Source organism: Pedobacter sp. MR2016-19 (assembly GCF_014947265.1).
In the GTDB taxonomy this organism is placed as follows: domain Bacteria; phylum Bacteroidota; class Bacteroidia; order Sphingobacteriales; family Sphingobacteriaceae; genus Pedobacter.
Genome location: NZ_JADCNK010000009.1, coordinates 145160 through 168419 on the forward strand (window position 1 = coordinate 145160; position 23260 = coordinate 168419).

Sequence of the window (23260 nt, forward strand, 5' to 3'; positions counted from 1 at the left end):
AACCTCGCGGGTTTCCAAACTAATATTTTTATCTTCGCTATACCTATTAAATTTTTTTCCCATGCCTGAATACATAGCCGATCAAACCTTCGAAAAGACTGATTTTACAGTACGCCCACTCCCAAAAGCAGAATATGAAAACTGTAAATTCTTCAATTGCGATTTTTCCAGTTCAGATTTAAGCGGTGTAAAATTTTTAGACTGCCAATTCATTTCCTGCAATTTAAGTTTGGCGGGCTTAACCAAAACATCATTTATCGATGCTGATTTCCAGGATTGTAAAATGCTTGGTTTAAGGTTTGACAACTGTAACGATTTCGGCCTCGCATTTAGTTTTACCAACTGCAAATTAGATCATTCTTCGTTTTATAAATTAAAATTAAAAAAAACCAATTTCAAAAACTCACAGTTACATGAAGTCGACTTCTCTGAATGTGACTTAAGCAGCGCAATATTATACAATTGTGATTTATTAAATGCTACTTTTGATAGAACAATACTAGAAAAAGCAGATTTTAAAACGGCTTACAATTACTCCATAGACCCTGATAACAACAGGATCAAAAAAGCAAGATTTTCAAAATCCGGCCTTGCAGGCTTATTGCATAAATACGATATCCAAATCAGCGAATAACTTCTGATAATTTGTAAATTCAGCTTACAAAACCACCGAGGATGGAACAGCCCAAACGAGAGAACATCGATCAATACATCGCTACTTTCCCTGTTGAAACACAAAAACTATTACAGCAAATCCGTGAAACTGTACATAAAGCCGTACCAGTGGCTAAAGAAATAATCAGTTATAGTACGTCTACCTTTAAACATAGGTACGCCGAGGATCAAATTCACTAAAAACATTGCTATTCCCGACGAGCTGAGTAAAATTCAAATTGGAAGATTAGCACTTACCGGACAGATTACAGAAGCTGAAAAGCAAAGACGTATAAAACTCTTTCCCAATAGCTGGCTGTTTATAAATGGAAAAATGATCGAACGCAGTAAAAATAATCATTCCTTTTTTCAAAAACTTACTCACAAATTTCGGTGGATAACTTCATTCTAAAAATAATTAAATCCCGCAAATCCTGATTAGCTTTGCTCTCTTTAATTTTTACCTTTAGGATATGTTAACCCACCATAAAATAATTGCAGCCGAATTAAAAGTTGCAGAAAAGCAAGTAACAGCAACCATAAATTTGTTAGATGAAGGTGCAACTGTACCCTTTATATCGCGCTACCGTAAGGAGGTGACGGGCAGTTTAGACGAAGTTGAGGTAGCTGCTATTCGTGATAGGGTTTTACAGTTGCGCGATTTAGATAAACGTCGTGAAGCGATTTTAAAATCGATGACCGAGCTTGGTAAACTGACACCCGAACTGGAAAAAAAGATCAACGAAGCAGAAACCATTTCACTCTTAGAAGACATTTACCTGCCGTTTAAACCCAAGCGTAAAACACGTGCCTCGGTTGCAAAAGAAAAAGGATTAGAACCTTTGGCCTTGCAGATATTTGAGCAGAATGCTTTTGATTTAGCTGCATCAGCTGAGAAATTTATTAATACAGAGAAAGGTGTAAATTCGCTTGACGAAGCTTTAGCCGGAGCCAGGGATATCATAGCCGAAATGATTTCTGAAAATGCTGAGGCTCGCACCAAAATGCGTACTTATTTTCAGGAAAAAGCTGTTTTTAAATCAGAAGTGATCAAAGGAAAAGAAGAAGAAGGCATTAAATATAAAGATTACTTCGAATGGAGCGAGCCGGTTAAAACAGCTGCATCACACCGTGTTTTGGCCATGCGCCGTGGTGAAAAGGAACTGATTTTAAGATTAGATGCACTTCCACCAGCAGAAGATGCCATTGCTATTTTACAGAACCAGTTTATTTTAGGCAATAATGCCGCTTCAAAGCAAGTTCAGCAAGCTTTAGAAGATGGTTATAAACGCTTGTTGGAACCTGCAATGGAAACTGAACTTCGGGTTTTCACCAAACAAAAAGCAGATCAGGAAGCCATCCGGGTTTTTGCCGAAAATGCACGTCAATTGTTATTGGCAGCTCCAATGGGGCAAAAAAATGTGTTGGCAATCGATCCTGGCTTCCGTACTGGCTGTAAAGTCGTTTGTTTGGATAAACAAGGTCAATTGTTAGAGAATACAGCAATTTATCCGCATACCGGACAGGGAAATGTGAAAAACGCTGAATTTACGATACAACAACTTTGCGAAAAACACAATATTGAAGCTATAGCCATTGGCAACGGTACTGCAGGAAGAGAAACCGAAACTTTTGTTAGAGGGTTGAATTTACCGCACATTACAATTGTAATGGTTAACGAAAGTGGTGCTTCGATTTATTCAGCATCGGAAGTAGCCAGAGAGGAATTTCCTACCCAGGACATTACCGTGCGTGGAGCAGTTTCAATCGGACGCCGTTTAATGGATCCATTGGCCGAATTGGTGAAAATAGACCCAAAATCTATCGGCGTTGGTCAATACCAGCACGATGTTGATCAAAATAAATTACAGGCAAGTTTAGATGATACTGTAATCAGTGCTGTAAATGCCGTAGGTGTAGAATTAAATACCGCCTCAAAACAAATCCTGGCCTATGTTTCTGGCTTAGGCCCTACTTTAGCGCAAAATATAGTTGATTACCGCAATACAAATGGTGCTTTTAAAAACCGTGAAAGCTTGAAAAAAGTACCTCGTTTAGGCGACAAGGCTTACGAACAGGCGGCAGGTTTCTTACGTATCCGCAATGCGGAAAATGTTTTAGATACCAGTGGTGTTCACCCTGAGCGCTATGCTGTAGTAGGTAAAATGGCAAAAGATCTGAGTACTACCGTTTCTGCTTTAATGAAAGATACACAGTTGCAAAAGCAGATTAAGCCACAACAATATGTTACAGATGAAATCGGTTTACCAACTTTGAATGATATCTTAAAGGAATTAGCTAAACCTGGCCGCGACCCGAGAGAGCAATTTGAGGCTTTTAGTTTTACTGATGGTGTAAATGAAATTGCCGATTTAAGAGTGGGTATGAAACTTCCCGGAATTGTAACCAACATCACCAATTTTGGCGCCTTTGTAGATATTGGTGTACATCAAGATGGCCTGGTGCATACCAGTCAACTGGCCAATCGTTTTGTAGCGAACCCAAATGACATCGTTAAAGTACATCAAAAAGTAGAAGTAACGGTAATGGAAGTTGATGCTGCCCGTAAACGAATTTCGCTATCAATGAAAACTGAGGTTAGTCAAAAGCCTGGAGTTGGAAGTCCTAAGTCTAAAGAGCAAAAGCCTAAACAGGATTTTAAACCTCAAACGGCAAAACCAGCTTTCAAACCAAAACAGGAAAAGAAAGATGCTGATGGGGATTTGCAGGAGAAACTGGCGAAGTTGAAGGGGATGTTTAAATAATAGATCTACAACAGGAAAACAAAATTAAGCACAAAATGCATTAAAAAGGCTTTCTTGATAAAACAAGAAAGCCTTTTTAATGCATAAATTATTTTAGAATTTAATTATTGAAATACATAAGTTGAAGTAATATCAGTTACGGTGTTTCCACTACCAGATTTCTTATCAACACTCTTACCGTCAACAAAAATCTCACATTCAATTGTACCGCCAGTGTTTGAGGTTCCACTGATTAATAATGCATCAAATTGTTTAACAGTCATATCAAACTTGTAAGAATAAGGAAGTGCTTGATTACTAAATAATTCCGTTGCTCCTGTTTCATTTCTTCTTGAAATGCTATATAAACTTGTAAGGCCAGAAGGCGAAGTGATTCTATATTCTACAGACACTTTTCTGGGATAGGTATCTTGATTAGTTGGTGTAGTTTCGTCTTTTTTACAAGAGAACAATAATGTAACTACTAAAATTAGGGAAAGGGATAACAGCAATTTAAATTTTTTCATAGATTTTTTAGTTTTTAATTTCTTAAAATTCCAGTCCAAAAAAAATGCCAAAACTTGTAGCTATGCTCAAAATACTATATTTCAGGTAAAAAGAACTACCTATTTTTAGGTAGTTTTAGAATACTTTATTTGTTTTGATAGCTGATGTGCTAAAAATTATTCTGTAAGATGCCTATATCTGCGACACAAATTCCTTTATCGCGACATTCGGGTGATCTGTTTTCAGAAAGTTATCCGATTAAAAAATCTTTAAAACCAGCTGCTCTTAATTCCAGGATAGTTTGCGGATTACACTTTCTGAAATTTTTAGAAATTCTTAAAGGTAAAATCTACTTTTCAGTTTTTGAAAATAGTGACCAGAGGAAATAACTTAGTTATCTTAGATTGTAAAAACTACAAACCCGCAAACTTATCCCGATGTTCTAATCTTGTTTTAGGTAAACTATCAGGATAATTATTCTGGATAAAAGCAATCATTGCTTCTCTTACATGGCAACGTAAATCAAAAGCCCTTGAAGAATTTGAAGCACTCATTAAAAAACGCACTTCAATAACACCATCTTTTGTACTATCTGTAACCTGTACTACATTTACGCGCTTATCCCAAAGCAGATCAGCATTTAAAAGCCGGGTTAATTCCTGCCGCATAGGTTCAATTGGGATGGTATAGTCAAGATATAAGAACACTGTTCCAAGCAAATCAGCTGAAACACGCGTCCAGTTTTGGAAGGGCTTTTCGATAAAATAGGTAATTGGCAGGATCAACCGCCGTTGGTCCCAAATATTGATTACCACATACGTTAGGGTAATTTCTTCTACCTTACCCCATTCGCCTTCTACAATTACAACATCATCAATCCTGATCGGCTGGGTAAAGGCAATCTGGAAACCTGCTAATAGATTCCCAAGCGATTTCTGCGCTGCAAAACCGATGATAATCCCGCCTATTCCAACTCCGGTAAGCAGCCCCGCCCCGATTTTACGCATACTTTCAAAACTTAATAAAATAATAGCAGCAGTAATTAAAATAATAAGCGAAACAATAAACTTTCGAACAAACTCCAACTGCGTCCTGATTTTGCGCTCTTTCAGGTTGTTTTCTTTGTTTAGATCATATTTAAGATAGAAATAATCTTCCAAAACGTTAATTGTCCTTACCAAAATAAGCGCAAAAGTAATGGTCAGTGCAATTTCCAGTATTTTGGCCATAGGAAGACGATATGTTGGCGCCATCTCCATCAGCGTTAAGGAGAAGTTAAGGAACAACAGGGGAATAAAAATAGCTACAGGCCTCCTCAAATGCTTTACTGTAGATTTTATAATGATAAAATCCCACCAACGCGAAAGCAGGATAAAAGTTTTGTGAATGATAAACTTGATTAAAATACCAAGAGATACTGCTATCAAACCAATGATTAGGTTCTTAAAAAATAAAGGGATAGGATAACCGAAAGCCTGGTCGAGAAATTGCATAAAAGAATCTGCTGGTTAATAAAAACGGCGATTAGCCATTAGATATTCTTATAACAGCTATATTTTTGGATTGTTTGCCAATGGAAAACCAATAGCCGCAAATAAATTATTTACATTAGCATTTTGTAGATTTCAAAAAATAGAAAAAGATGGATTTTTTCGATGCCCACAGTATATTTTTCACAGTTCTTGGCTATAAAATGAGCTATTTAGAATTCTTTGCTGTAATTACCGGGATTATTTCCGTTATACTTTCAGCAAAAGCCAGCGTTTGGAGCTGGCCCATGGGTATTGTTAATGTATTTTTATCAGCCTTTCTATATTATCAAAGTCAGCTTTACCCCGATATGTTTTTAATGGTTTTCTTTTTTGTAACCAACATCATGGGCTGGTGGCGATGGACAAATCCAAAGCCTGGAGAAGAAGATAAAAATAAAGAACTCAAAATCAGTTTTATGCCCCTAAGGCAATTTTTAACCTTATTGGCTATTGGCATTATTGGCACATTATTAATGGGTACATTGGCAAGTCAACTCCACAACTGGCTGCCTTTATTATTTAATTTACCCAGCGCATACCCTTTTATTGATTCTTTTATTTTTGTAATGAGCGTGATCACAACATTTCTAATGATCCAGAAAAGAGTAGAATGTTGGATTATCTGGCTGATTATAGATATTGTAGCCACTTATCTTTATTTTTTAAAAGGAATTAAATTTATGGGGGTAGAATATTTCATCTTCACCATTATTGCTGCTTTTGCATTGTGGCATTGGATTAAAGAATATAGAAGCTACACTAAAACGGTATGAAAAGAGGTTTAGTGATTGGCAAATTTATGCCCATTCATAATGGTCACATTGCATTGATTAATTTTGCTGCTTCACATTGTGATGAGCTAATTGTATCAATGAGTTTCACTCCTGCTGACAAGATTGATCCTGTTTTACGTTTTGAATGGATCAAAGAGATTTTTAAGAATCAATCCAAGGTCAAACCCGCTATTATTGCTGATGATTTTGATGATGAAACACTGCCCTTGAATGAAAGGACAAATACCTGGGCGATCAGGATGCAGGTGATATATCCAAAAATTGATATTCTTTTTAGCTCCGAGTTTTATGGAGCACCATTTGCCTTCAATTTACAAGCTGAACACATCTTATTTGACGAGCCGAGAAAATCCATCCCCGTTTCAGCAACTCTAATCAGAAACCATCCTTTTCAATATTGGGAATTTATTCCAAAAGAAGTCCGTCCATATTTTGTAAAGAAAATTTGTTTCTATGGACCAGAGAGCACAGGGAAATCGACTATGGCTGAAAAAATGGCCTTACATTATCAAACGACATTCGTTCCTGAAGTTGCGCGCGAATTAATCAATTCGAACGATATCACAATTGATGACATTATCGAAATCGGAACATCACAAACCGAAAGAGTCAAAGAAAAAACAAACAGCGCCAACAAGCTTGTTTTCTGTGATACCGATCTGATTACCACGAAAATTTATTCGCAATATTACCTGAACGAAGTTCCACAGATACTGAATGACCTTGAAAAAGAAATCTGTTATGATTTATATTTCCTAATGGATATTGATGTGGAATGGGTTGCTGATCATCTCCGTGATTTTGGAGATAGGCGGCTGGAAATGTTTAATCTGTTTAAGAGTGAGCTTGAAAAGCGTGGAATAGCCTACATTCAGATCAGCGGAGATTATAAAACTCGGGAAGAAAAGATCAGGAAAATTATAGATTCGATTTTGGTTTAAATAAATCATTTTTTTATCTTTAGATTCAATTCAAAATGATATGACAGCTAAACAAGTGCTTCCTATCATCCCTGACAATATTGTAGTTAATAAAATTTACGAACTAAGGAGCCTCAAAGTGATGCTTGATAGTGACCTGGCAGAGCTTTATGGTGTAGAGACTAAACGCCTTAATGAGCAAGTTGGAAGAAATCTAGATCGATTCCCTGAAGATTTCATGTTTCAACTCACTGATGAAGAGTGGTTAAACTTGAAGTCGCAATTTGCGACTTCAAGTTGGGGCGGAAGAAGGAAACTTCCCTTTGTTTTTACCGAACACGGCATCCTCATGCTTTCAAGTGTATTAAACAGCAAACAAGCCATTCAGGTAAATATCCAGATTGTAAGAATTTTCTCCCGTATCCGTCAATTTATTGTTGATAATGGCGAGCTCAAACTTGAAATAGAAGAAATTAAAAAGACGTTGAATAATCATGATAAAAATATTGAGTTGGTTTTTACCTACCTGGATAGACTAATCGATAAGAAAATTGGACCTAGGAAAAGAATCGGCTACATGCCTGATGATTTGTAAGAGATAACATTAAATATTTATACACTTTACCCATAACCTTTAATAATTGTACTAGCCGGGATTTTTGAAACGGGATTACAGCGACATCCTTAATGGAGCTGAAGTAGGAAGGTTGTCAAAGCTTAAAAAAACAAAAAAGACTTAGAATAAAGCCCGGCTGGAACTCGCCAAAGAATTTCTGGTTTTGTTTTTCTCAGCCTCAAAAACGATACAGCATATTAGATACTTAAATATTTTAGCCTGACGATCAAGAGGTAAAAATGCAAAACTTTTTTCGATCAACTATTTGATAATAAAAGTATTCTACCTATCTTTGCAGTCCCAAATTTAATGGGAATAATAAATTGTTTAATAAATTAAATACAAGCAAGTGAATACGTTAAGTTACAAAACTGTCTCGGCCAATGCGAAAACTGTTAACAAACAGTGGATTGTTGTTGATGCGCAAGGCGAGATTTTGGGGCGCTTGTCATCGAAGATCGCTATGATCATCCGTGGTAAAAACAAGCCTGAGTACACCCCACACGTAGATTGCGGCGATAACGTAATTGTTATCAATGCAGACAAGGTTAAATTGACAGGAAACAAATTCAGCGAAAAGCAATATGTTTCTTATACTGGTTATCCAGGTGGTCAACGTTTTATTTCTCCTAAGGAGTTAATGGCGAAACACCCTCAACGTGTAATCGAGAAAGCGGTACGTGGTATGTTACCGAAAACTAAATTGGGTAAAAAATTATACACCAATCTTTTTGTGTATGCAGGTGAAACTCATCCTCATGCAGCTCAATCTCCAAAAACCATTAAACTTTAAGAAATGTCAGTTACTAACACTTCAGGAAGAAGAAAAACAGCTGTTGCACGTATCTACTTAAAAGATGGTGCTGGCGCAATTACCGTTAACGGTAAAGATCACAAAGTATATTTCCCAACTTTACCATTACAATATATCGTAAACCAAAGTTTAGAAGTTTCTGAACTTACTGGCCGTTATGATATTACTGTAAACGTACAAGGCGGTGGAGTAAAAGGACAAGCAGAAGCTGTTCGTTTAGCTATTGCTAAGGCGATTGTTGAACTAGATGCGGAGAAAAAACCTGCTTTACGTGCTAAAGGTTTAATGACACGTGATAACCGTATGGTTGAGCGTAAAAAACCAGGACGTGCTAAAGCCCGTAAGAAATTCCAATTCAGTAAACGTTAATCACAGGAGGCAAACACAATGGCAAGAACAACTTATCAAGACTTATTGGATGCAGGTGTACACTTTGGTCACCTTACCCGTAAATGGAATCCAAAAATGGCTCCTTACATTTTCATGGAGCGTAATGGAATTCACATTATAGATTTAAATAAAACTTTAACTAAAACTGAAGAAGCTGCGGCTGCGATTAAACAAATCGTAAAATCAGGTCGTAAAGTATTATTTGTTTCAACAAAAAAACAAGCAAAAGGAATCGTAGCTGAACAAGCTAAAAAAGTAAACATGCCTTTCGTAACCGAACGTTGGTTAGGTGGTATGTTAACTAACTTTGCTACTGTTCGTAAGTCAATCAAAAAGATGTCTAACATCGATAAAATGACTAAAGACGGTACTTATTCGATCTTATCTAAAAAAGAGCGTTTAATGATTCAGCGTGAGCGTATTAAATTAGAATCACTTTTAGGTGGTATTGCTGATTTAAACCGTTTACCTGCAGCTTTATTCTTAATTGATGTTAAGAAAGAGCACATCGCAGTAACTGAAGCGTTAAAATTAAACATTCCTACTTTTGCGATGGTTGATACTAACTCTGATCCTTCTAACATCGATTTCCCTATTCCAGCGAATGATGATGCTACAAAATCAATCTCTTTAATTACTGATGTAATTATCAAAGCTATTGAAGAAGGTTTAGATGAGCGTAAACGCGAAAAAGATGATGAGGCTGAAAAAGAAGCAGTAGCAGCAAAAGTTGCAGCTGATGCTCCTGAAGTAAAAGAGCCAAGAGGAGCTGGTGAAAAAAGACCAACAACTAAAAAGGCAACTGCTGAAGCGGAAGTTGAAGCTCCTTCATCAGAAGAGACTAAAACAGAAGAATAGTAATATTTTTTAATTGCAGGTTACTGGTTTCAGGTTTTAAGTTGGCTTAACATGAGTTTAACTTAGCGCTTGTAACTTGTAACCTGTAATTGTTATAACAAGATTGTAAAATTTAAAAAAAGAAATAAAATGTCTACAGTACAAATTACTGCCGCAGATGTAAACAAATTACGCCAACAAACTGGCGCTGGTATGATGGATTGCAAAAAAGCTTTAGTTGAAGCTAATGGCGATTTCGAAGCTGCTGTTGATTTGTTGCGCAAAAAAGGTCAAAAAGTATCTGCCGCTCGTTCTGGTAATGCTACTTCTGAAGGTCTGGTATCAATCAATATTTCAGCTGATGGAACTAATGGTAAATTAGTTGCTTTAGCTTGTGAAACTGAACCGGTTTCTAAAGTTGAAGATTTTCGTAATCTAGCTCAGGCCGTTTTAGCTGCAGCAGTTGCCAACAATCCTGCTTCTGCTGAAGAATTATCAGCAATTACTTTGGAAGATGGACGTACAGTTGCCGAAACAATAACTGAACTAACCGGTAAAATCGGAGAGAAAATCGTTATTCAAGAGTACGCAAATGTATCTGGTGAAAAAATCGTTTCTTATATCCACTCTAATGGTAAAATGGGCGTTTTAGTTGTTTTTGAAAACACTAATGGCGCAGATATTACTGAAGCAGGTAAAGATGTTGCAATGCAAATTGCTGCAATGAACCCAGTTGCTGTTGATAAAGACGGTGTTGATCCTGCTACAATTGAACGTGAAATCGAGATTGCTAAAGACGTTATCCGTCAAGAAGGTAAACCAGAGGAAATGGTTGAGAAAATCGCTGCTGGTAAATTGAATAAATTTTACAAAGACAGCACTTTATTAAACCAGGAGTTTGTTAAAGATAGCTCTATGGATGTGCGTAAATATTTAGATAACACTTCTAAAGGTTTAACGGTATCTGCTTTCAAACGTGTACAATTAGGTGCATAAGCATTAAAAGTATATTTAAAAAGCTCCAAGAAATTGGGGCTTTTTTTATGCGTTATATTTCAAGGAACGGCCGTCATCTCGACTGAAACGCAGTGAAATGGAGAGATCTATCAAGATAAATTTAGCTTGGCTGAGTCTGCGCGGATTCTCGACCACGTTTCTCTCTGCTCGAAATAACACCCTCCTACTTCCTCAAAGCCGTATAAGCGACTTTATAATAATATTTTGTTCTTGGTTTTAATTTTTTTAACGTTAACGCATTTAGCTTACTATTGGCTTGCATTAAACCCAATTCATCATTCCATAAGCTTATTGATTCATTTGATCGGGCTGTTCGCCATATTCAACCCAATCTGACGCGTTTTTATTGGTCAACCAAAGAATGGTCATTCGTTATTGAAATTGGCTTGGAGGTAAGGACCTACTGCAATTTTAAAAACCTCTTCCTCAGCGGGTACATCTGCTATCGACACTGTTGGGGTGACCAAAGTAGCCACACATAATTGAGGCTGGCTTTTAAAAAACTTCTTCTACAGGACTGATTTTCATCCATTTGGTTATTTCATCTTATTATCCAAATATATAGCCACAATATTTAACTTTGACCGTTTAAGATTAAATTCACTCAACGTTTGATATGCCTAAAGTAATTTCCAACACCTCCTATTTTCAGGGCAACGATTTAAAAAAGAATCAAGATATCATTATTGATAGTGATATCATTTCAGCTATTAAAGAAAGTGATCATAAAGAAACCAGCCATTCGATTGTTGTTCCAGGTTTTATAGATCTGCAGATTTATGGAGCAGGCGACAGGTTATTTTCAGCAGAGCCAAGCATCGAATCGTTGAGCATTATGGAAGATGACTTGCTCAAAAAAGGAACGACTGGTTTTTTGGCGTGCATGGCAACAAATTCTCAGGAAGTTTTTAACGAATGTATCAAAGTAGCTAAAGAACATCGCTCAACAGCCAGGAATTGCCTGGGTTTGCATTTAGAAGGACCATTTTTAAATCCAAAACGTTTAGGTGCGCACGTACCTGCCTTTGTACGAAAGGCCTCCTTAGATGAAATTAAGAAACTAATCGATTTTGGAGATGGTGTTATTAAAATGATGACCATAGCACCAGAAATCCAGGATGATGAGGTAATACAATACTTACTAGATCAAAGTGTTGTGGTTTCATTAGGACATAGCAATGCAACTTTTGAGGAAGCTACTGCGGCGTATAATAAAGGCATTCAAACCACTACACACCTCTTTAATGCCATGAGCCCCATCCACCATCGCGAACCTGGAATCCCCACCGCTGTTTTTAGTCACGCTAGGGCGATGGCCAGTATTATCGCCGATGGGCAACATGTAGACTTTGAGGTGGTTAAATTTGCACAAAAACTATTAAAAGAGCGCTTATTCCTCATCACCGATGCCGTCACAGCTTGTTCAACCGGTCCTTATCAGCATATCCAAGAAGGAAACAAATTTGTCATGCCCGATGGTACACTATCCGGCTCGTCGTTAACCATGTTAGAAGCTGTTAAAAACTGTGTAATCCACTGTGGCATCAGTTTAAATGATGCAATTAAAATGGGAACAAGTTATCCTGCCAAATTAATCGGAGTTGAAAACTTAACGGCAAATATTGCAGCTGGCGAGCAGGCAAATTTAGTAGTGCTTGATGATGCACTAAACTTAAAAGAGGTTATTTTTAAAGGTAAAACGGTATAATCAAACCAACATATTCAAAAGAATTCTTCCAGCAATTATCTTTCTATCCATTTATGCCAGTAATTTGTGGGCGCAGGGAACGGGGTCTTCATTTACCATCATTCCACTTGGTGTAAAAGGCGGCGATGATGAGAGCAATTTATCATCATACATGATAACACCAAAAGGAAGCGACAAATATGTTTGCCTTGATGCGGGAACCATAAATGCAGGCATACAGAAAGCAATCGATTTTAAATCTTTAAAAGGCAATAGCGAAGAAATCCAGCGCAAGCAGATTAAAGGTTATCTGATATCTCATGGACATTTAGACCATTTAGCTGGCCTGATCATCAATTCACCAGCCGATACATCAAAAAACATCTATGGACTGCCTTCGGTGCTGAACATCTTAAGGGATAAATATTTTACATGGGATGCCTGGGCTAATTTTGCCAACGAAGGTGAAAAACCACAGCTAAAAAAGTATACGTATTTCCCATTGATTGAAGGCAATACTTATCCGCTTGAAGGCACAGAAATGAAAGTAAAAGCTTTTGAACTGAGCCATGGTAATCCTTATAAAAGCACTGCTTTTCTAATCAGCCACGATGATAGTTATATACTTTATCTGGGAGATACCGGCGCTGATGAAGTTGAAAAATCAGATAAACTCTCCAGCCTGTGGCAAAATATAGCACCGCTGATTAATGCCGGCCAGCTAAAAGCCATATTTTTAGAAGTTTCTTTTCCGAACGAACAGCCAGATAAACAATTATTCGGGCACCTCACACCAAAACTTTTCTTTAGCGAACTGTCGAAACTTGAAGCTTTAATTAATGAGAAAGCATTTAGGAAAGTTTCTTTTATTGTAACCCATACCAAACCACCACTTCAAGCTGCAGAAAAAGTAAAACAACAATTGATTTCGGGGAATGTAAAAGGCTTAAAATTAATCTTCCCGGAGCAAGGCAGGCGCTTAACAATTAATTAATATAAACAAAACATAAGCAGCAGCAAGTCAGTGTATTTTTGTCAAAAAAAAAGACTGATGAAAAGACTTATATTATTAATAACTCTTGTGTTTGCCGTAACCATTTACGGTTTTGCACAGGGGGTAACTACTGCATCATTTATTGGTACGGTTAAAGATCAAAAAGGGGTAATACCCGGTGCAACAGTTACCGCCATACATATTCCTTCGGGCACAAAATACTCCACCCTAACCAGGGCGGATGGAAGATATAACCTGCCCAACGTTCGTGTTGGCGGGCCATACACCATCAAAATTAGTTACGTTGGCTACAACGAACTGGTTAAAGAGAACCTGAATACGACCATTGGAGAAGACTTAAGGGTTGATGCCTCGCTTACCGAAACTTCGCAAAACCTTGCCGATGTAGTGGTAAAAGGAACGCAGGACAAGGTGATCAACTCCTCGCGGACAGGCGCAAGGGAAACCATTACAAGGCAACAAATTGATAATTTACCAACCATCAGCCGTTCATTATCGGATTTTACCAAATTAACGCCATCAGCAAACTCTACAACCGTTGGCGGTTTAAGTTTTGGTGGCAGAAGTGGTTCTTACAACAACTTAACGGTTGATGGAGCCTTGTTTAACAACTCGTTCGGACTGTCGGGCAGTTTGGGTGGACAGGCCAATTCTCAACCGATCTCATTAGATGCGATTGAGCAGATCCAGGTAGATATTGCACCTTATGATGTCCGCCAGGGATCTTTCACTGGAGCGGGTATTAATACCATTGTAAAATCGGGAACAAATAATTTTAAGGGTTCGGCGTATTACTATACCAGGGGAACTGATTTAACAGGATACTCTGCCGGGGTAACCAAAATACCTGTTGTCGATTTTAGCTACAATCAACGTGGTTTAAATATCGGCGGACCGATTATTAAAGACAAATTATTCTTCTTTGTTTCGGGTGAACAGGAAAGGATCAGTACACCAGCAACTTCATTCGTCGCATCAAGACCAGGTTTATCTGGTGCAAATGTTTCGATAGCAGCAGACGCAGCTACATTAGATCGTTTATCCAACTATTTAATGAGCAAATACAACTATGCAACCGGTCCTTACGAAAATTATCCATACAAAACGCAAAGCGATAAAATAACGGCTAAGATAGACTGGAACATCAATGCCAATAATACCTTAAGTGCAAAATATTTTTATCTAAAATCGAACAGACAGGTTGTTGCCAGTGGCTCGGGTATTCCCGCAGGCTTAAACGGTAGCCGCTCACCTTCTTCAACTTCTATGCCTTATTTTGGCTCGAGTTATACCATCAACAATAACTTTAACATTGGTATTGTGGAGTTAAACACGAGGATCGGAAATAACATGTCGAACAAATTAACATTGGGTTATTCAGCCTTGAGAGATTTCCGCGCTTCAAACGGTGCTGAATTACCAATGGTTGATATCGGTAACGGAAACGGTGGCATCTTAACCAGTTTTGGTTACGAGGTATTTACCGCCAACAACCTCTTAAACTCCGATATTTATCAGTTCTCTGATGATTTCTCTATCTATGCCGGTAAACACGAAATCACAATCGGTACCAGCAACCAGTTAAACAAATTCTTGAATGGTTTTGCGCCAAACTACAACGGCCTGTATTATTTTAGAACCGCTGATGATTTTATCAATAACCAGCCTGCGGTAAGTTATTCATACCGTAACTCTGCATTGGCCGATGGATCATTTCCATTCGCAAAAATGTCTTCGTATAACTTAAGTTTATATGCGCAAGACAAATACCAGGTGAGTGATAATTTTAAATTAACCTATGGTATCCGTGCCGATTATACTTATTTCCCGACCAAACTGGATCCAAACCCAAATTTGGCTGCTTTAACCTTCCAGAATGGATTGCAGGTAGACATTTCTAAATTCCCGAACAAAAAATTATTGTTCTCGCCACGTGTAGGCTTCAATTATGATGTTTTTGGCGATAAAACTACCCAGCTACGTGGTGGAACAGGAATTTTCACTGGTCAGGTGCCTTATGTTTGGATCTCTAACCAGGCCTCTAATACCGGAACATTATTCAGCTCAAGTACCGTTTCTACTGCTGGCGATCCACGTTTGATTTTTAATCCAAATGTAAATGCCAACCGCCCTGCACCTGGTACCGCAGCTGCTAATACTTCTTACGAAGTAGATGCAGCTTCGAAAGATTTTAAATACCCTCAGATCTGGAGAACAAATGTTGCGATTGACCAAAAATTACCAATGGGCATTATTGCTACTTTAGAAGCATCGTATACCAAAGATATCAATGCGGTAAACTTCTCGAATGCGGCATTACCAAACAATGCTACAGGCTTAATTACTCTTCCTGGAATTGAAGGTCAACAGCGTTATACCGTTAAATCTACACACACAGGTACTACGGCGGCAAATCCATCGATTTCGCCATTTATTTATATGCAGAATATCAAAAAAGGCTATTCATACTTCATTACAGGTCAGTTGCAAAAATCTTTTTTAAGTGGATTTAATGCAAGTGTAGCCTATACTTACAGTCAATCGAAATCAGTAAACGATGGTGGTTCTACTGCAAGTTCAATCTGGTCGCAAAGGGCAATTGCCAGCGATGCAAATTCAGATGTTTTAGCCAATACCAATTTTATTCAGCCGAACAGGGTTATTGCTTCCTTAAGCTATAAAAAAGAGTATTTTAAACACGCAGCTACTACAATTGGTTTAATCTTCGAATCGGCCAATAATGGCGCATTCAGTTATGTTTCATCTGGCGATATCAATAACGATGGCGGCGCGAACGATTTAGTTTACATCCCACAAAACAAAGGCGATATTATTTTGGTTGCTGATTTTGCCGGCGATACGCGTACCCAGGATCAGATCTGGAACCAGTTGAATGCCTATATTACTCAAGATAGCTATCTTAGCAAACACAGGGGTGAATTTGCAAAGAGAAACGGCGCCATCATGTCGTATTTTAAAAGAGCAGATTTACACCTTGCACAGGACTTTTTTGTTGGCCCTAAAGGAAAAAGAAATACGCTTCAGTTTACGTTGGATATCATTAACCTTGGCAACCTGTTAAATAGTGATTGGGGCTTATATCAAACACCAAATATCCCACTATCAACATACAATACCGCCGTATTGCTGGCCTACAAAGGTTTAGATGCTACATCGGGAAAACCTACTTATTCATTCCCTTATCAGGATAAGGCCAATTTAACTCCGTATACCGCAACGTATAAAAATATTACCGATCAGATTTCACGTTGGCAGGCCCAATTCGGCGTGCGTTACATTTTTAATTAATTCACGATCCATATCTTTTCACAATAAAAGCTCTATAACAGGAGCTTTTATTGTTTGCAGATTAAATCCAATAAACAATTTACATCAATTATTAAAAAGCATAGCTCGGTATTAAAAAATTGTTAATATTTTTGAGGTCATGAAATACAAACGCATCCTATTAAAACTTAGCGGAGAATCGCTAATGGGCGACAAACAATATGGAATTGATAATGAACGCGTTAAACAATACGCTGAAGATATCAAAGCTGTACACGATAAAGGTTTAGAAATCGCAATCGTAATTGGAGGAGGGAATATTTTTAGGGGTTTAAGCGCCGAAAAAAGTGGGATGGACAGGGCACAGGCTGATTATATGGGCATGTTGGCAACAGTTATCAACTCTATGGCCTTGCAAGATGCGTTAGAAAAAGTGGGTATTAAAACACGTTTACTTACTGCCATTAAAATGGAACAGATTTGCGAACCATTTATTCGCAGAAGGGCTGTTCGACATTTAGAAAAAGGTCGTGTGGTTATTTTTGGTGCAGGTACCGGAAACCCATACTTCACCACCGATTCTGCTGCAGCTTTACGTGCTATCGAAATCAAAGCTGATGTTGTTTTAAAAGGAACACGTGTTGATGGAATTTATACCGCGGATCCTGAAAAAGATCCGTTAGCCACTAAATACGAAGAAATTTCTTTCAGAGAAGTTTATGATAAAGGCCTGAATGTAATGGATATGACAGCCTTTACCCTTTGCGAAGAAAACCAAGTGCCGATTATTGTGTTTGATATGAACAAACATGGCAATTTCATGAAAATCGCTAATGGCGAACCTATTGGAACCCTGGTTAAATAAGGAATAAAAATTATTATTTTTGTAGAAATACACACAATTATGAACGACCTCATACAATTACAATTAATGGATGCTCAATCTGCAATGGATAGAGCAATCGATCATTGTGAATCTGAATTAACTAAAATCAGAGCTGGAAAAGCATCAGCTGGAATGTTGGATGGTATTTTCGTAGATTATTATGGCGCAGCTACAGCACTATCACAAGTATCCAGTATTAATACACCTGATGCCAGAACAATCGTAATCCAGCCTTGGGAAAAATCACTTTTAACTGCAATCGAAAAAGCTATTCAGGTAGCTAATATTGGTATCAATCCGCAAAATGACGGTATTGTTATCCGCCTGGTTGTACCGCCTTTAACAGAAGAGCGGAGAAAAGACCTGGTGAAAAAAGTTAAGGAGGAAGCCGAAAGGGGCCGCATTACCGTTCGTAACATCCGTAAGGATGCCAATACCAAAATCCAAAAACTGAAAGGTGAAGGTGTTTCTGATGACGAAATTAAAACCGGTGAAGGCGAAGTACAAAAATTAACCGATGCCTATATCATCAAGGTTGACAAACATGCTGAAGCTAAAGAAAAAGATGTAATGACAGTTTAATCTGTACAACATACAATCAGAGCGGGAATAGACTTAAATCTATTCCCTTTTTTATTACTTTATTTCTTTGCGCTTGAGCCTCTAACGTTTAAGATGGTAGGTAACGATACCTGCGTGTTTTCAACAGGCTTTCCTGCTCTTTTAAGCTTGTTTATTAAAATTTTCATTACGTTTTCTGCAATGGCTTCAAGAGGCTGTGCAATAGCTGTAACCGGAGGCTCGCAAAACTCCAGGATTTCGAAATCATCGAAAGAAACAACAGCTATATCTTTGTGGATCTGAATACCTAATTTTCTAAAAGTTCTTAAACCATCCAGGCAAATATAGTTAGCTGCAAAAACTACCGCATCAAGTTGTTTCTCTTTAAAAAACTTGATCATCTCCTCAATTGATTCAGCAGAGTTTACATATTTTATCTTCTTTACAATTGCCGGCAGATCATATTTTTCAACAGCACTTTCGTAACCAGCCAAACGGTCTACCATCTGTTGTTGTAAAGTATCAATGGTTACAAATCCTATTTTTTTGTAATTATTTTTAATGAGGTGCTCAGTAGCTTCGTAGGTGCTGCTTAAATTATCAATTATTACATAATCCGTTTTAACATCCGGTACATACCGATCGAAAAGTACTACCGGAGCATCTGTTTGAATCAATTTTTTAACTTCTTCTTCCAATCCCTCAGGCAAGGCCATAATATAGCCATCAACATGCCTGTCTTTAAAAATCTGCAACAGTTCTATTGCTTTCTCGGTATCGTTTCTGGTGCTGCTAAAAAGGATTTTATAACCAAGGCTCGAGGCAATTTCATCAATTTGGCGTGCAATACCAGAGAAAAAAGGTTCAGAAATGTCATCAACCAAGAAACCTATAATTTTTGTTTTGCCTGTTCTTAAACTTGTAGCAAGGGTATTGGGCTGATAATTTAATTCAGCAACCAGTTCTAAAACTTTTTTGGTAAGCGATTCGCTGATATTTTTTTCTCTTGCTTTCCCATTAATTACAAACGATACGGTTGTAATGGAAATATTTAATTGTTTAGCGATATCTTTTATGGATACTCGTTTTTTCATTACAGGCATTACACAGTTAGAATAAATTGAACTGGTAATATAGGAATATATCTATTAAAATGTAAAGGCCTTAAAAAAGAAAAAGAGCAACCTATCCAGGATTGCTCAATTAACTAACTTATTATTCATAAAAAATGCTGTTGGGGAAGGAGTCGAACCTTCAAGGGGTAGTTAGCTACAGTTCAAAAAATTAATTTGTGGTCAACCCAATAAACTGCGTTTGTCCCATTATTCCCCACCACCGAGACAAGGAGGCGTGTCTGCCAATTTCACCACCCAACATTATAGTCCTTAGTCCAAAGTCTGCAGTCGTAAGTCTACTAAAGACTATCGACTCTTGACTTAGGACTAAAGCCGCTGTAGGGGAAGGAATCGAACCTTCAAGGAGTGGTTAGTACCGAAACCGGTATATTCCCATTATTCTCCGCCACCGAGACAAGGAGGTGTGTCTGCCTGTTTCACCACCCTACATTATGTTATGCAATTCTGAAAGAACGTTTCCTTTTTGTTAATTGCTTGATACAAATGTAAAGGAACAACCAATACCTTGCAAATATTTTAAACATTTAATTTTATTTTTATAATATTGATAAATATTCGTAAATTCGCTTATCATAATTCAAAAATATGCTTAAAAAAGACAATTCCAATTTAGAAATTGACAACCTCGACATCGACATATTAAAACAATTGATGCAGGATGCCACTAAACCCTATACAGAAATCGCTAAAGATCTGATTGTTTCAGGTGGAACGATACACGTTAGGATGAAGAAACTGCAGGAAATGGGCATTATTAAGGGCTCTCATCTCATCATTGATCCGCAAAAGGCCGGATATGATATTTGCGCCTTTTTAGGTATTTACCTGGAAAAAGGAATCCAGTATAAGGATGCGGTTGCACAATTAAGCAAAATTAAAGAAGTGGTAGAATTGCATTATACCACGGGTGCCTACAGTATGTTTGCCAAAATCATCTGCAGAGATACCAATCATTTACGCCATGTTTTAAACGAAGAAATACAGGCCGTGAATGGTATTCAACGTACGGAGACTTTAATATCATTAGAAGAAAGCATTAAGCGGCAGATTGAATTAGGGTAAGCGGAAAGACTAAAGCAGAAGATTAAAGGTGAAAGGCCACAATCTGTGTAATCATACCTGAACCTGGATGACCTTATATATCTTATATGGTAAAAACCTTTAATGATTTTATTTGAAAATGAACGTGCAGTAGGGTTTCGGAAACAGTAGCCCCGTTATGCGCTCTAACCCCGATGAAGAATCGGGGGCTGCCGCTACTACCGGGTTTAGAAACAAAGATTTGTGCCAATAAATAGCAATTTGCTTGACCCTTCCGCTCAGCTCAGGGTGAGACTAAAAAGGTGCGCGGAAAAACTATTATATTAGGTTATTGATAGTATAGTGGTTTATGCAGGTTAAGCATCCAGCCAAAAATAGCACCACTGACCTAGCCACCTAGACCTGATTGGAGTGAACATCCCGATTTAAGCACTTTTTTTTTGCTTTTATGGTGTGCTTGCTTGTTCCACAGGTTTCATCGGGATAAAACGGAAAGCAGGAGAAAACCAAAATAGTTGTACAGGTGCTGCTCTCCCAAGCCAAATAATGATAATGTTTTTTAACAACGCCCCTCAACTAATTTAAAAGATTTCTCCACTACGGCCGAAATGACGAAACTTCGAGACCATTTACCTCCTTAACCCACCGTTATTTATACTGATTTTATAAAATAAATTAACTCTCAAGATGACACCCCAAGAAAAGATTGAGCTACTTCAACAACTGGTACGCAACCAGCGCAGCAATATAAGCCATAGCCGTCATGTAAGCCAATTGGATTACCGGCCATTTCCAGCCTTTGGTTTCGCGGTAAACTATAGCTACTGTACTCATGCATTGCATGGCAAAAGCATAAAAAAGCATCAAAGAAATACCTGTAGCAAAAGTGTAAACAGGCAAGCCGGTGCGGTTATTAACCGAAGCCGACATGCGTTCTCTAATGGTCGAGGTATCTTCATCACCGCCATCAACACTATAAATAGTTGCCATTGTACCCACAAAGGCTTCGCGGGCAGCAAAAGAGGTAATTAAACCAATACCAATCTTCCAGTCGTAACCCAAAGGGCGAATTGCAGGCTCGATCCAATGGCCAAGAATACCTACATAAGAGTTTTCCAATTTCTCGGTAGCCACCAGGGTTTTAATGTGATCTGTATTTTTAGTCTTATCATTAAGAACAGACTCGTACTTTTTATCAATGCTTTCAAAGCGGTTTCCAGGTCCGAAAGAGGCCATTACCCAAAGAATAATCGAAATGGCGATAATAACCTTCCCAGCTTCGAAAACAAAGGTTTTCGATTTTTCGTACATGGTATAAAACACATTTTTCCACCTTGGCATGCGGTAGACCGGAAGTTCCATGATGAAATAAGATCTTTCTTTGGTTTTGATAATGAATTTCATTACCCATGCCACCAATACCGCAGCGATAATACCTACCAGATACATCACCATTAGCGCCAGTCCTTGAAGGTTAAAAACACCCAAAACCGTTTGCGAAGGGATAATTAAGGAAATAATCAGGATATATACCGGAAGCCTTGCCGAGCAGCTTACCAATGGGGTAACCATGATGGTAATCATTCTATCCTTCCAGTTTTCGATATTCCGGGCAGCCATAATAGATGGAACAGCACAGGCTAAACCACCGATCATCGGTACTACCGATTTACCATTAAGGCCAACCTTGCTCATAATTTTATCCATCATAAAGGTAACACGGGCCATATAACCTGTATCTTCTAAAATGGATATGAAGGCGAAAAGAATTGCAATCTGTGGAATAAAAACAAAAATACCACCTAAACCTGCAATTATACCATCCAACAACAAATCGGTAAGCATGCCTGCCGGCAAATATTCGTGCCCAACGCTGGTAATAAAACCAAAACCAGTCTCAATCCAGTCCATTGGATAGGATGACCAGGCAAATATGGCATTAAAAATTACAAAAAGAATAAGCAGAAAAATGGCAAATCCCCATATTTTATGGGTTAAAATAGCATCTAATTTATCACTGAAAGAAAATTTCTTTTCTGTCCCACTGTCAATAACCACATCAGATAAAATGGTGCTGAGCTGTTTATATCGGGCAATAGTTTCTGCAGCCTGCACCTTCGAAGATTCAAAATGGTGAGATTGTTCTATCTGTTCAATTTCTTCCTGCTCTTTTTCGGTAAAGAAAGTTAAGTGTTCATGCTGATGCAGCACCTGCAACGCATAATAATCGTTATCAGAATTGAGTTTCGATTTTATGGCGTTAATCGCTTCCGGAGCCAGAAAATTCACATCAATATCCTGAAACTGTGTGGCAATTTTATTGGTATTGGCAATGGCCTGTTTCAGTTTATCAATTCCGATATTGTTTCGTGCTGAAATGGAAACCACCTGAATGCCCAGTTTTTCAGCCAATTTATCCAGATTAATCTCAATTCCTTGCTTCGTAGAAAGGTCTATCATATTCAAGGCCAAAATCATTGGGATACCTAAATCTGCCACTTGCGAATACAAAAGCATATTGCGCTTTAAATTAGAAGCATCGGCAATGAGCACAATAACATCAGGATGGCTATTGTTTTTTTTATCGGCAAGTACTTGAAAAACGATGCTTTCATCAGCACTTTTCGGATATAAGCTATATGTTCCTGGTAAATCGATGACCTCTGCTTCTTTACCATCAGCAAGTTTAGTAAAACCTGTTTTCTTATCGACAGTGATACCCGGAAAATTTCCAATTTTTTGATTTAACCCTGTTAAACGATTAAATAAAGTAGATTTACCTGTATTGGGATTACCAACTAACGCAACTTTAATATCCAAA

Annotated in this window: 20 protein-coding genes and 1 tRNA gene; 16 read left to right on the forward strand and 5 right to left on the reverse strand. The window is 37.9% G+C overall.

Translation table 11 applies throughout. The annotated features are described in order from the left end of the window. Positions 1 to 61: 61 nt before the first annotated feature. The 3 genes from IM793_RS13745 to IM793_RS13755 all read left to right on the forward strand — a co-directional run bounded on the left by IM793_RS13745 (position 62) and on the right by IM793_RS13755 (position 3419). Positions 62 to 634 (forward strand): pentapeptide repeat-containing protein, encoded by a 573-nt coding sequence (locus tag IM793_RS13745; RefSeq protein ID WP_193422245.1) that lies wholly within the window; start codon positions 62 to 64, stop codon positions 632 to 634. A gap of 41 nt (positions 635 to 675) precedes the next feature. After that, positions 676 to 855 carry a hypothetical protein gene (locus tag IM793_RS13750; protein ID WP_193422247.1) on the forward strand — a complete coding sequence of 60 codons (180 nt, stop codon included), beginning with the start codon at positions 676 to 678 and terminating at the stop codon, positions 853 to 855. 272 nt (positions 856 to 1127) lie between these two features. Continuing rightward, the gene (locus tag IM793_RS13755; RefSeq protein ID WP_193422249.1) at positions 1128 to 3419 is read left to right on the forward strand and encodes a Tex family protein; all 2292 of its coding nucleotides are present in this window, start codon (positions 1128 to 1130) and stop codon (positions 3417 to 3419) included. A 104-nt stretch (positions 3420 to 3523) separates the two neighbouring features. Here IM793_RS13755 and IM793_RS13760 read toward each other — a convergent pair whose 3' ends face one another. Beyond that, positions 3524 to 3925, reverse strand: a complete 402-nt coding sequence (locus tag IM793_RS13760; RefSeq protein ID WP_193422251.1) for a hypothetical protein — start codon at positions 3923 to 3925, stop codon at positions 3524 to 3526. A gap of 393 nt (positions 3926 to 4318) precedes the next feature. Next, positions 4319 to 5398, reverse strand: coding sequence for a mechanosensitive ion channel family protein (locus IM793_RS13765; protein ID WP_193422253.1), 1080 nt, complete (start codon positions 5396 to 5398; stop codon positions 4319 to 4321). Positions 5399 to 5598: 200 nt separating this feature from the next. Here IM793_RS13765 and pnuC point away from each other — a divergent pair, with 200 nt between their 5' ends. From pnuC to frr, 12 genes are all read left to right on the forward strand, one after another. Continuing rightward, positions 5599 to 6210, forward strand: a complete 612-nt coding sequence (gene pnuC / locus IM793_RS13770) for a nicotinamide riboside transporter PnuC (RefSeq protein WP_227256253.1) — start codon at positions 5599 to 5601, stop codon at positions 6208 to 6210. Continuing rightward, complete coding sequence (locus IM793_RS13775; RefSeq protein ID WP_193422257.1) at positions 6207 to 7172, forward strand: AAA family ATPase; 966 nt, start codon at positions 6207 to 6209, stop codon at positions 7170 to 7172. The genes pnuC and IM793_RS13775 overlap by 4 nt, the downstream gene beginning before the upstream one ends. A gap of 40 nt (positions 7173 to 7212) precedes the next feature. After that, entirely contained in the window at positions 7213 to 7746 is a 534-nt protein-coding gene (locus tag IM793_RS13780; RefSeq protein ID WP_193422259.1) for an ORF6N domain-containing protein, read from the forward strand. Positions 7747 to 8116: 370 nt separating this feature from the next. Beyond that, complete coding sequence (rplM, locus tag IM793_RS13785) at positions 8117 to 8560, forward strand: 50S ribosomal protein L13 (RefSeq protein ID WP_010602007.1); 444 nt, start codon at positions 8117 to 8119, stop codon at positions 8558 to 8560. Between the two features lie 3 nt (positions 8561 to 8563). Next, positions 8564 to 8950, forward strand: coding sequence for a 30S ribosomal protein S9 (rpsI, locus tag IM793_RS13790; RefSeq protein WP_025145383.1), 387 nt, complete (start codon positions 8564 to 8566; stop codon positions 8948 to 8950). 18 nt (positions 8951 to 8968) lie between these two features. Further along, a complete protein-coding gene (gene rpsB / locus IM793_RS13795) occupies positions 8969 to 9829 on the forward strand; it encodes a 30S ribosomal protein S2 (RefSeq protein ID WP_193422261.1) in 861 nt (286 codons plus the stop codon). Positions 9830 to 9958: 129 nt separating this feature from the next. After that, on the forward strand, positions 9959 to 10804 hold the full coding sequence (gene tsf / locus IM793_RS13800; protein WP_121287423.1) for a translation elongation factor Ts: 846 nt from the start codon (positions 9959 to 9961) through the stop codon (positions 10802 to 10804). Positions 10805 to 11441: 637 nt separating this feature from the next. Further along, on the forward strand, positions 11442 to 12533 hold the full coding sequence (gene nagA / locus IM793_RS13805) for an N-acetylglucosamine-6-phosphate deacetylase (RefSeq protein ID WP_193422263.1): 1092 nt from the start codon (positions 11442 to 11444) through the stop codon (positions 12531 to 12533). A gap of 64 nt (positions 12534 to 12597) precedes the next feature. Further along, a complete protein-coding gene (locus IM793_RS13810; RefSeq protein ID WP_227256254.1) occupies positions 12598 to 13506 on the forward strand; it encodes an MBL fold metallo-hydrolase in 909 nt (302 codons plus the stop codon). A 57-nt stretch (positions 13507 to 13563) separates the two neighbouring features. Beyond that, positions 13564 to 16836, forward strand: coding sequence for a carboxypeptidase regulatory-like domain-containing protein (locus tag IM793_RS13815; RefSeq protein WP_193422266.1), 3273 nt, complete (start codon positions 13564 to 13566; stop codon positions 16834 to 16836). 139 nt (positions 16837 to 16975) lie between these two features. Continuing rightward, complete coding sequence (pyrH, locus tag IM793_RS13820; protein WP_086548079.1) at positions 16976 to 17680, forward strand: UMP kinase; 705 nt, start codon at positions 16976 to 16978, stop codon at positions 17678 to 17680. Positions 17681 to 17719: 39 nt separating this feature from the next. Then, positions 17720 to 18283: a ribosome recycling factor gene (gene frr / locus IM793_RS13825; RefSeq protein WP_121287415.1), complete on the forward strand. Its 564-nt coding sequence runs from the start codon at positions 17720 to 17722 to the stop codon at positions 18281 to 18283. Positions 18284 to 18342: 59 nt separating this feature from the next. Here frr and IM793_RS13830 read toward each other — a convergent pair whose 3' ends face one another. Further along, positions 18343 to 19356 carry a LacI family DNA-binding transcriptional regulator gene (locus IM793_RS13830; protein ID WP_193422268.1) on the reverse strand — a complete coding sequence of 338 codons (1014 nt, stop codon included), beginning with the start codon at positions 19354 to 19356 and terminating at the stop codon, positions 18343 to 18345. 137 nt (positions 19357 to 19493) lie between these two features. Next, positions 19494 to 19638, reverse strand: a tRNA-Asp gene (locus tag IM793_RS13835). A gap of 345 nt (positions 19639 to 19983) precedes the next feature. Between IM793_RS13835 and IM793_RS13840 the strand changes: the two genes are divergently transcribed. Further along, complete coding sequence (locus IM793_RS13840) at positions 19984 to 20460, forward strand: Lrp/AsnC ligand binding domain-containing protein (protein WP_025145395.1); 477 nt, start codon at positions 19984 to 19986, stop codon at positions 20458 to 20460. A gap of 690 nt (positions 20461 to 21150) precedes the next feature. On the opposite strand, the gene feoB is transcribed toward IM793_RS13840, so the two are convergent. Then, complete coding sequence (gene feoB, locus IM793_RS13845; RefSeq protein ID WP_370629787.1) at positions 21151 to 23259, reverse strand: ferrous iron transport protein B; 2109 nt, start codon at positions 23257 to 23259, stop codon at positions 21151 to 21153. Position 23260: the final 1 nt, after the last annotated feature.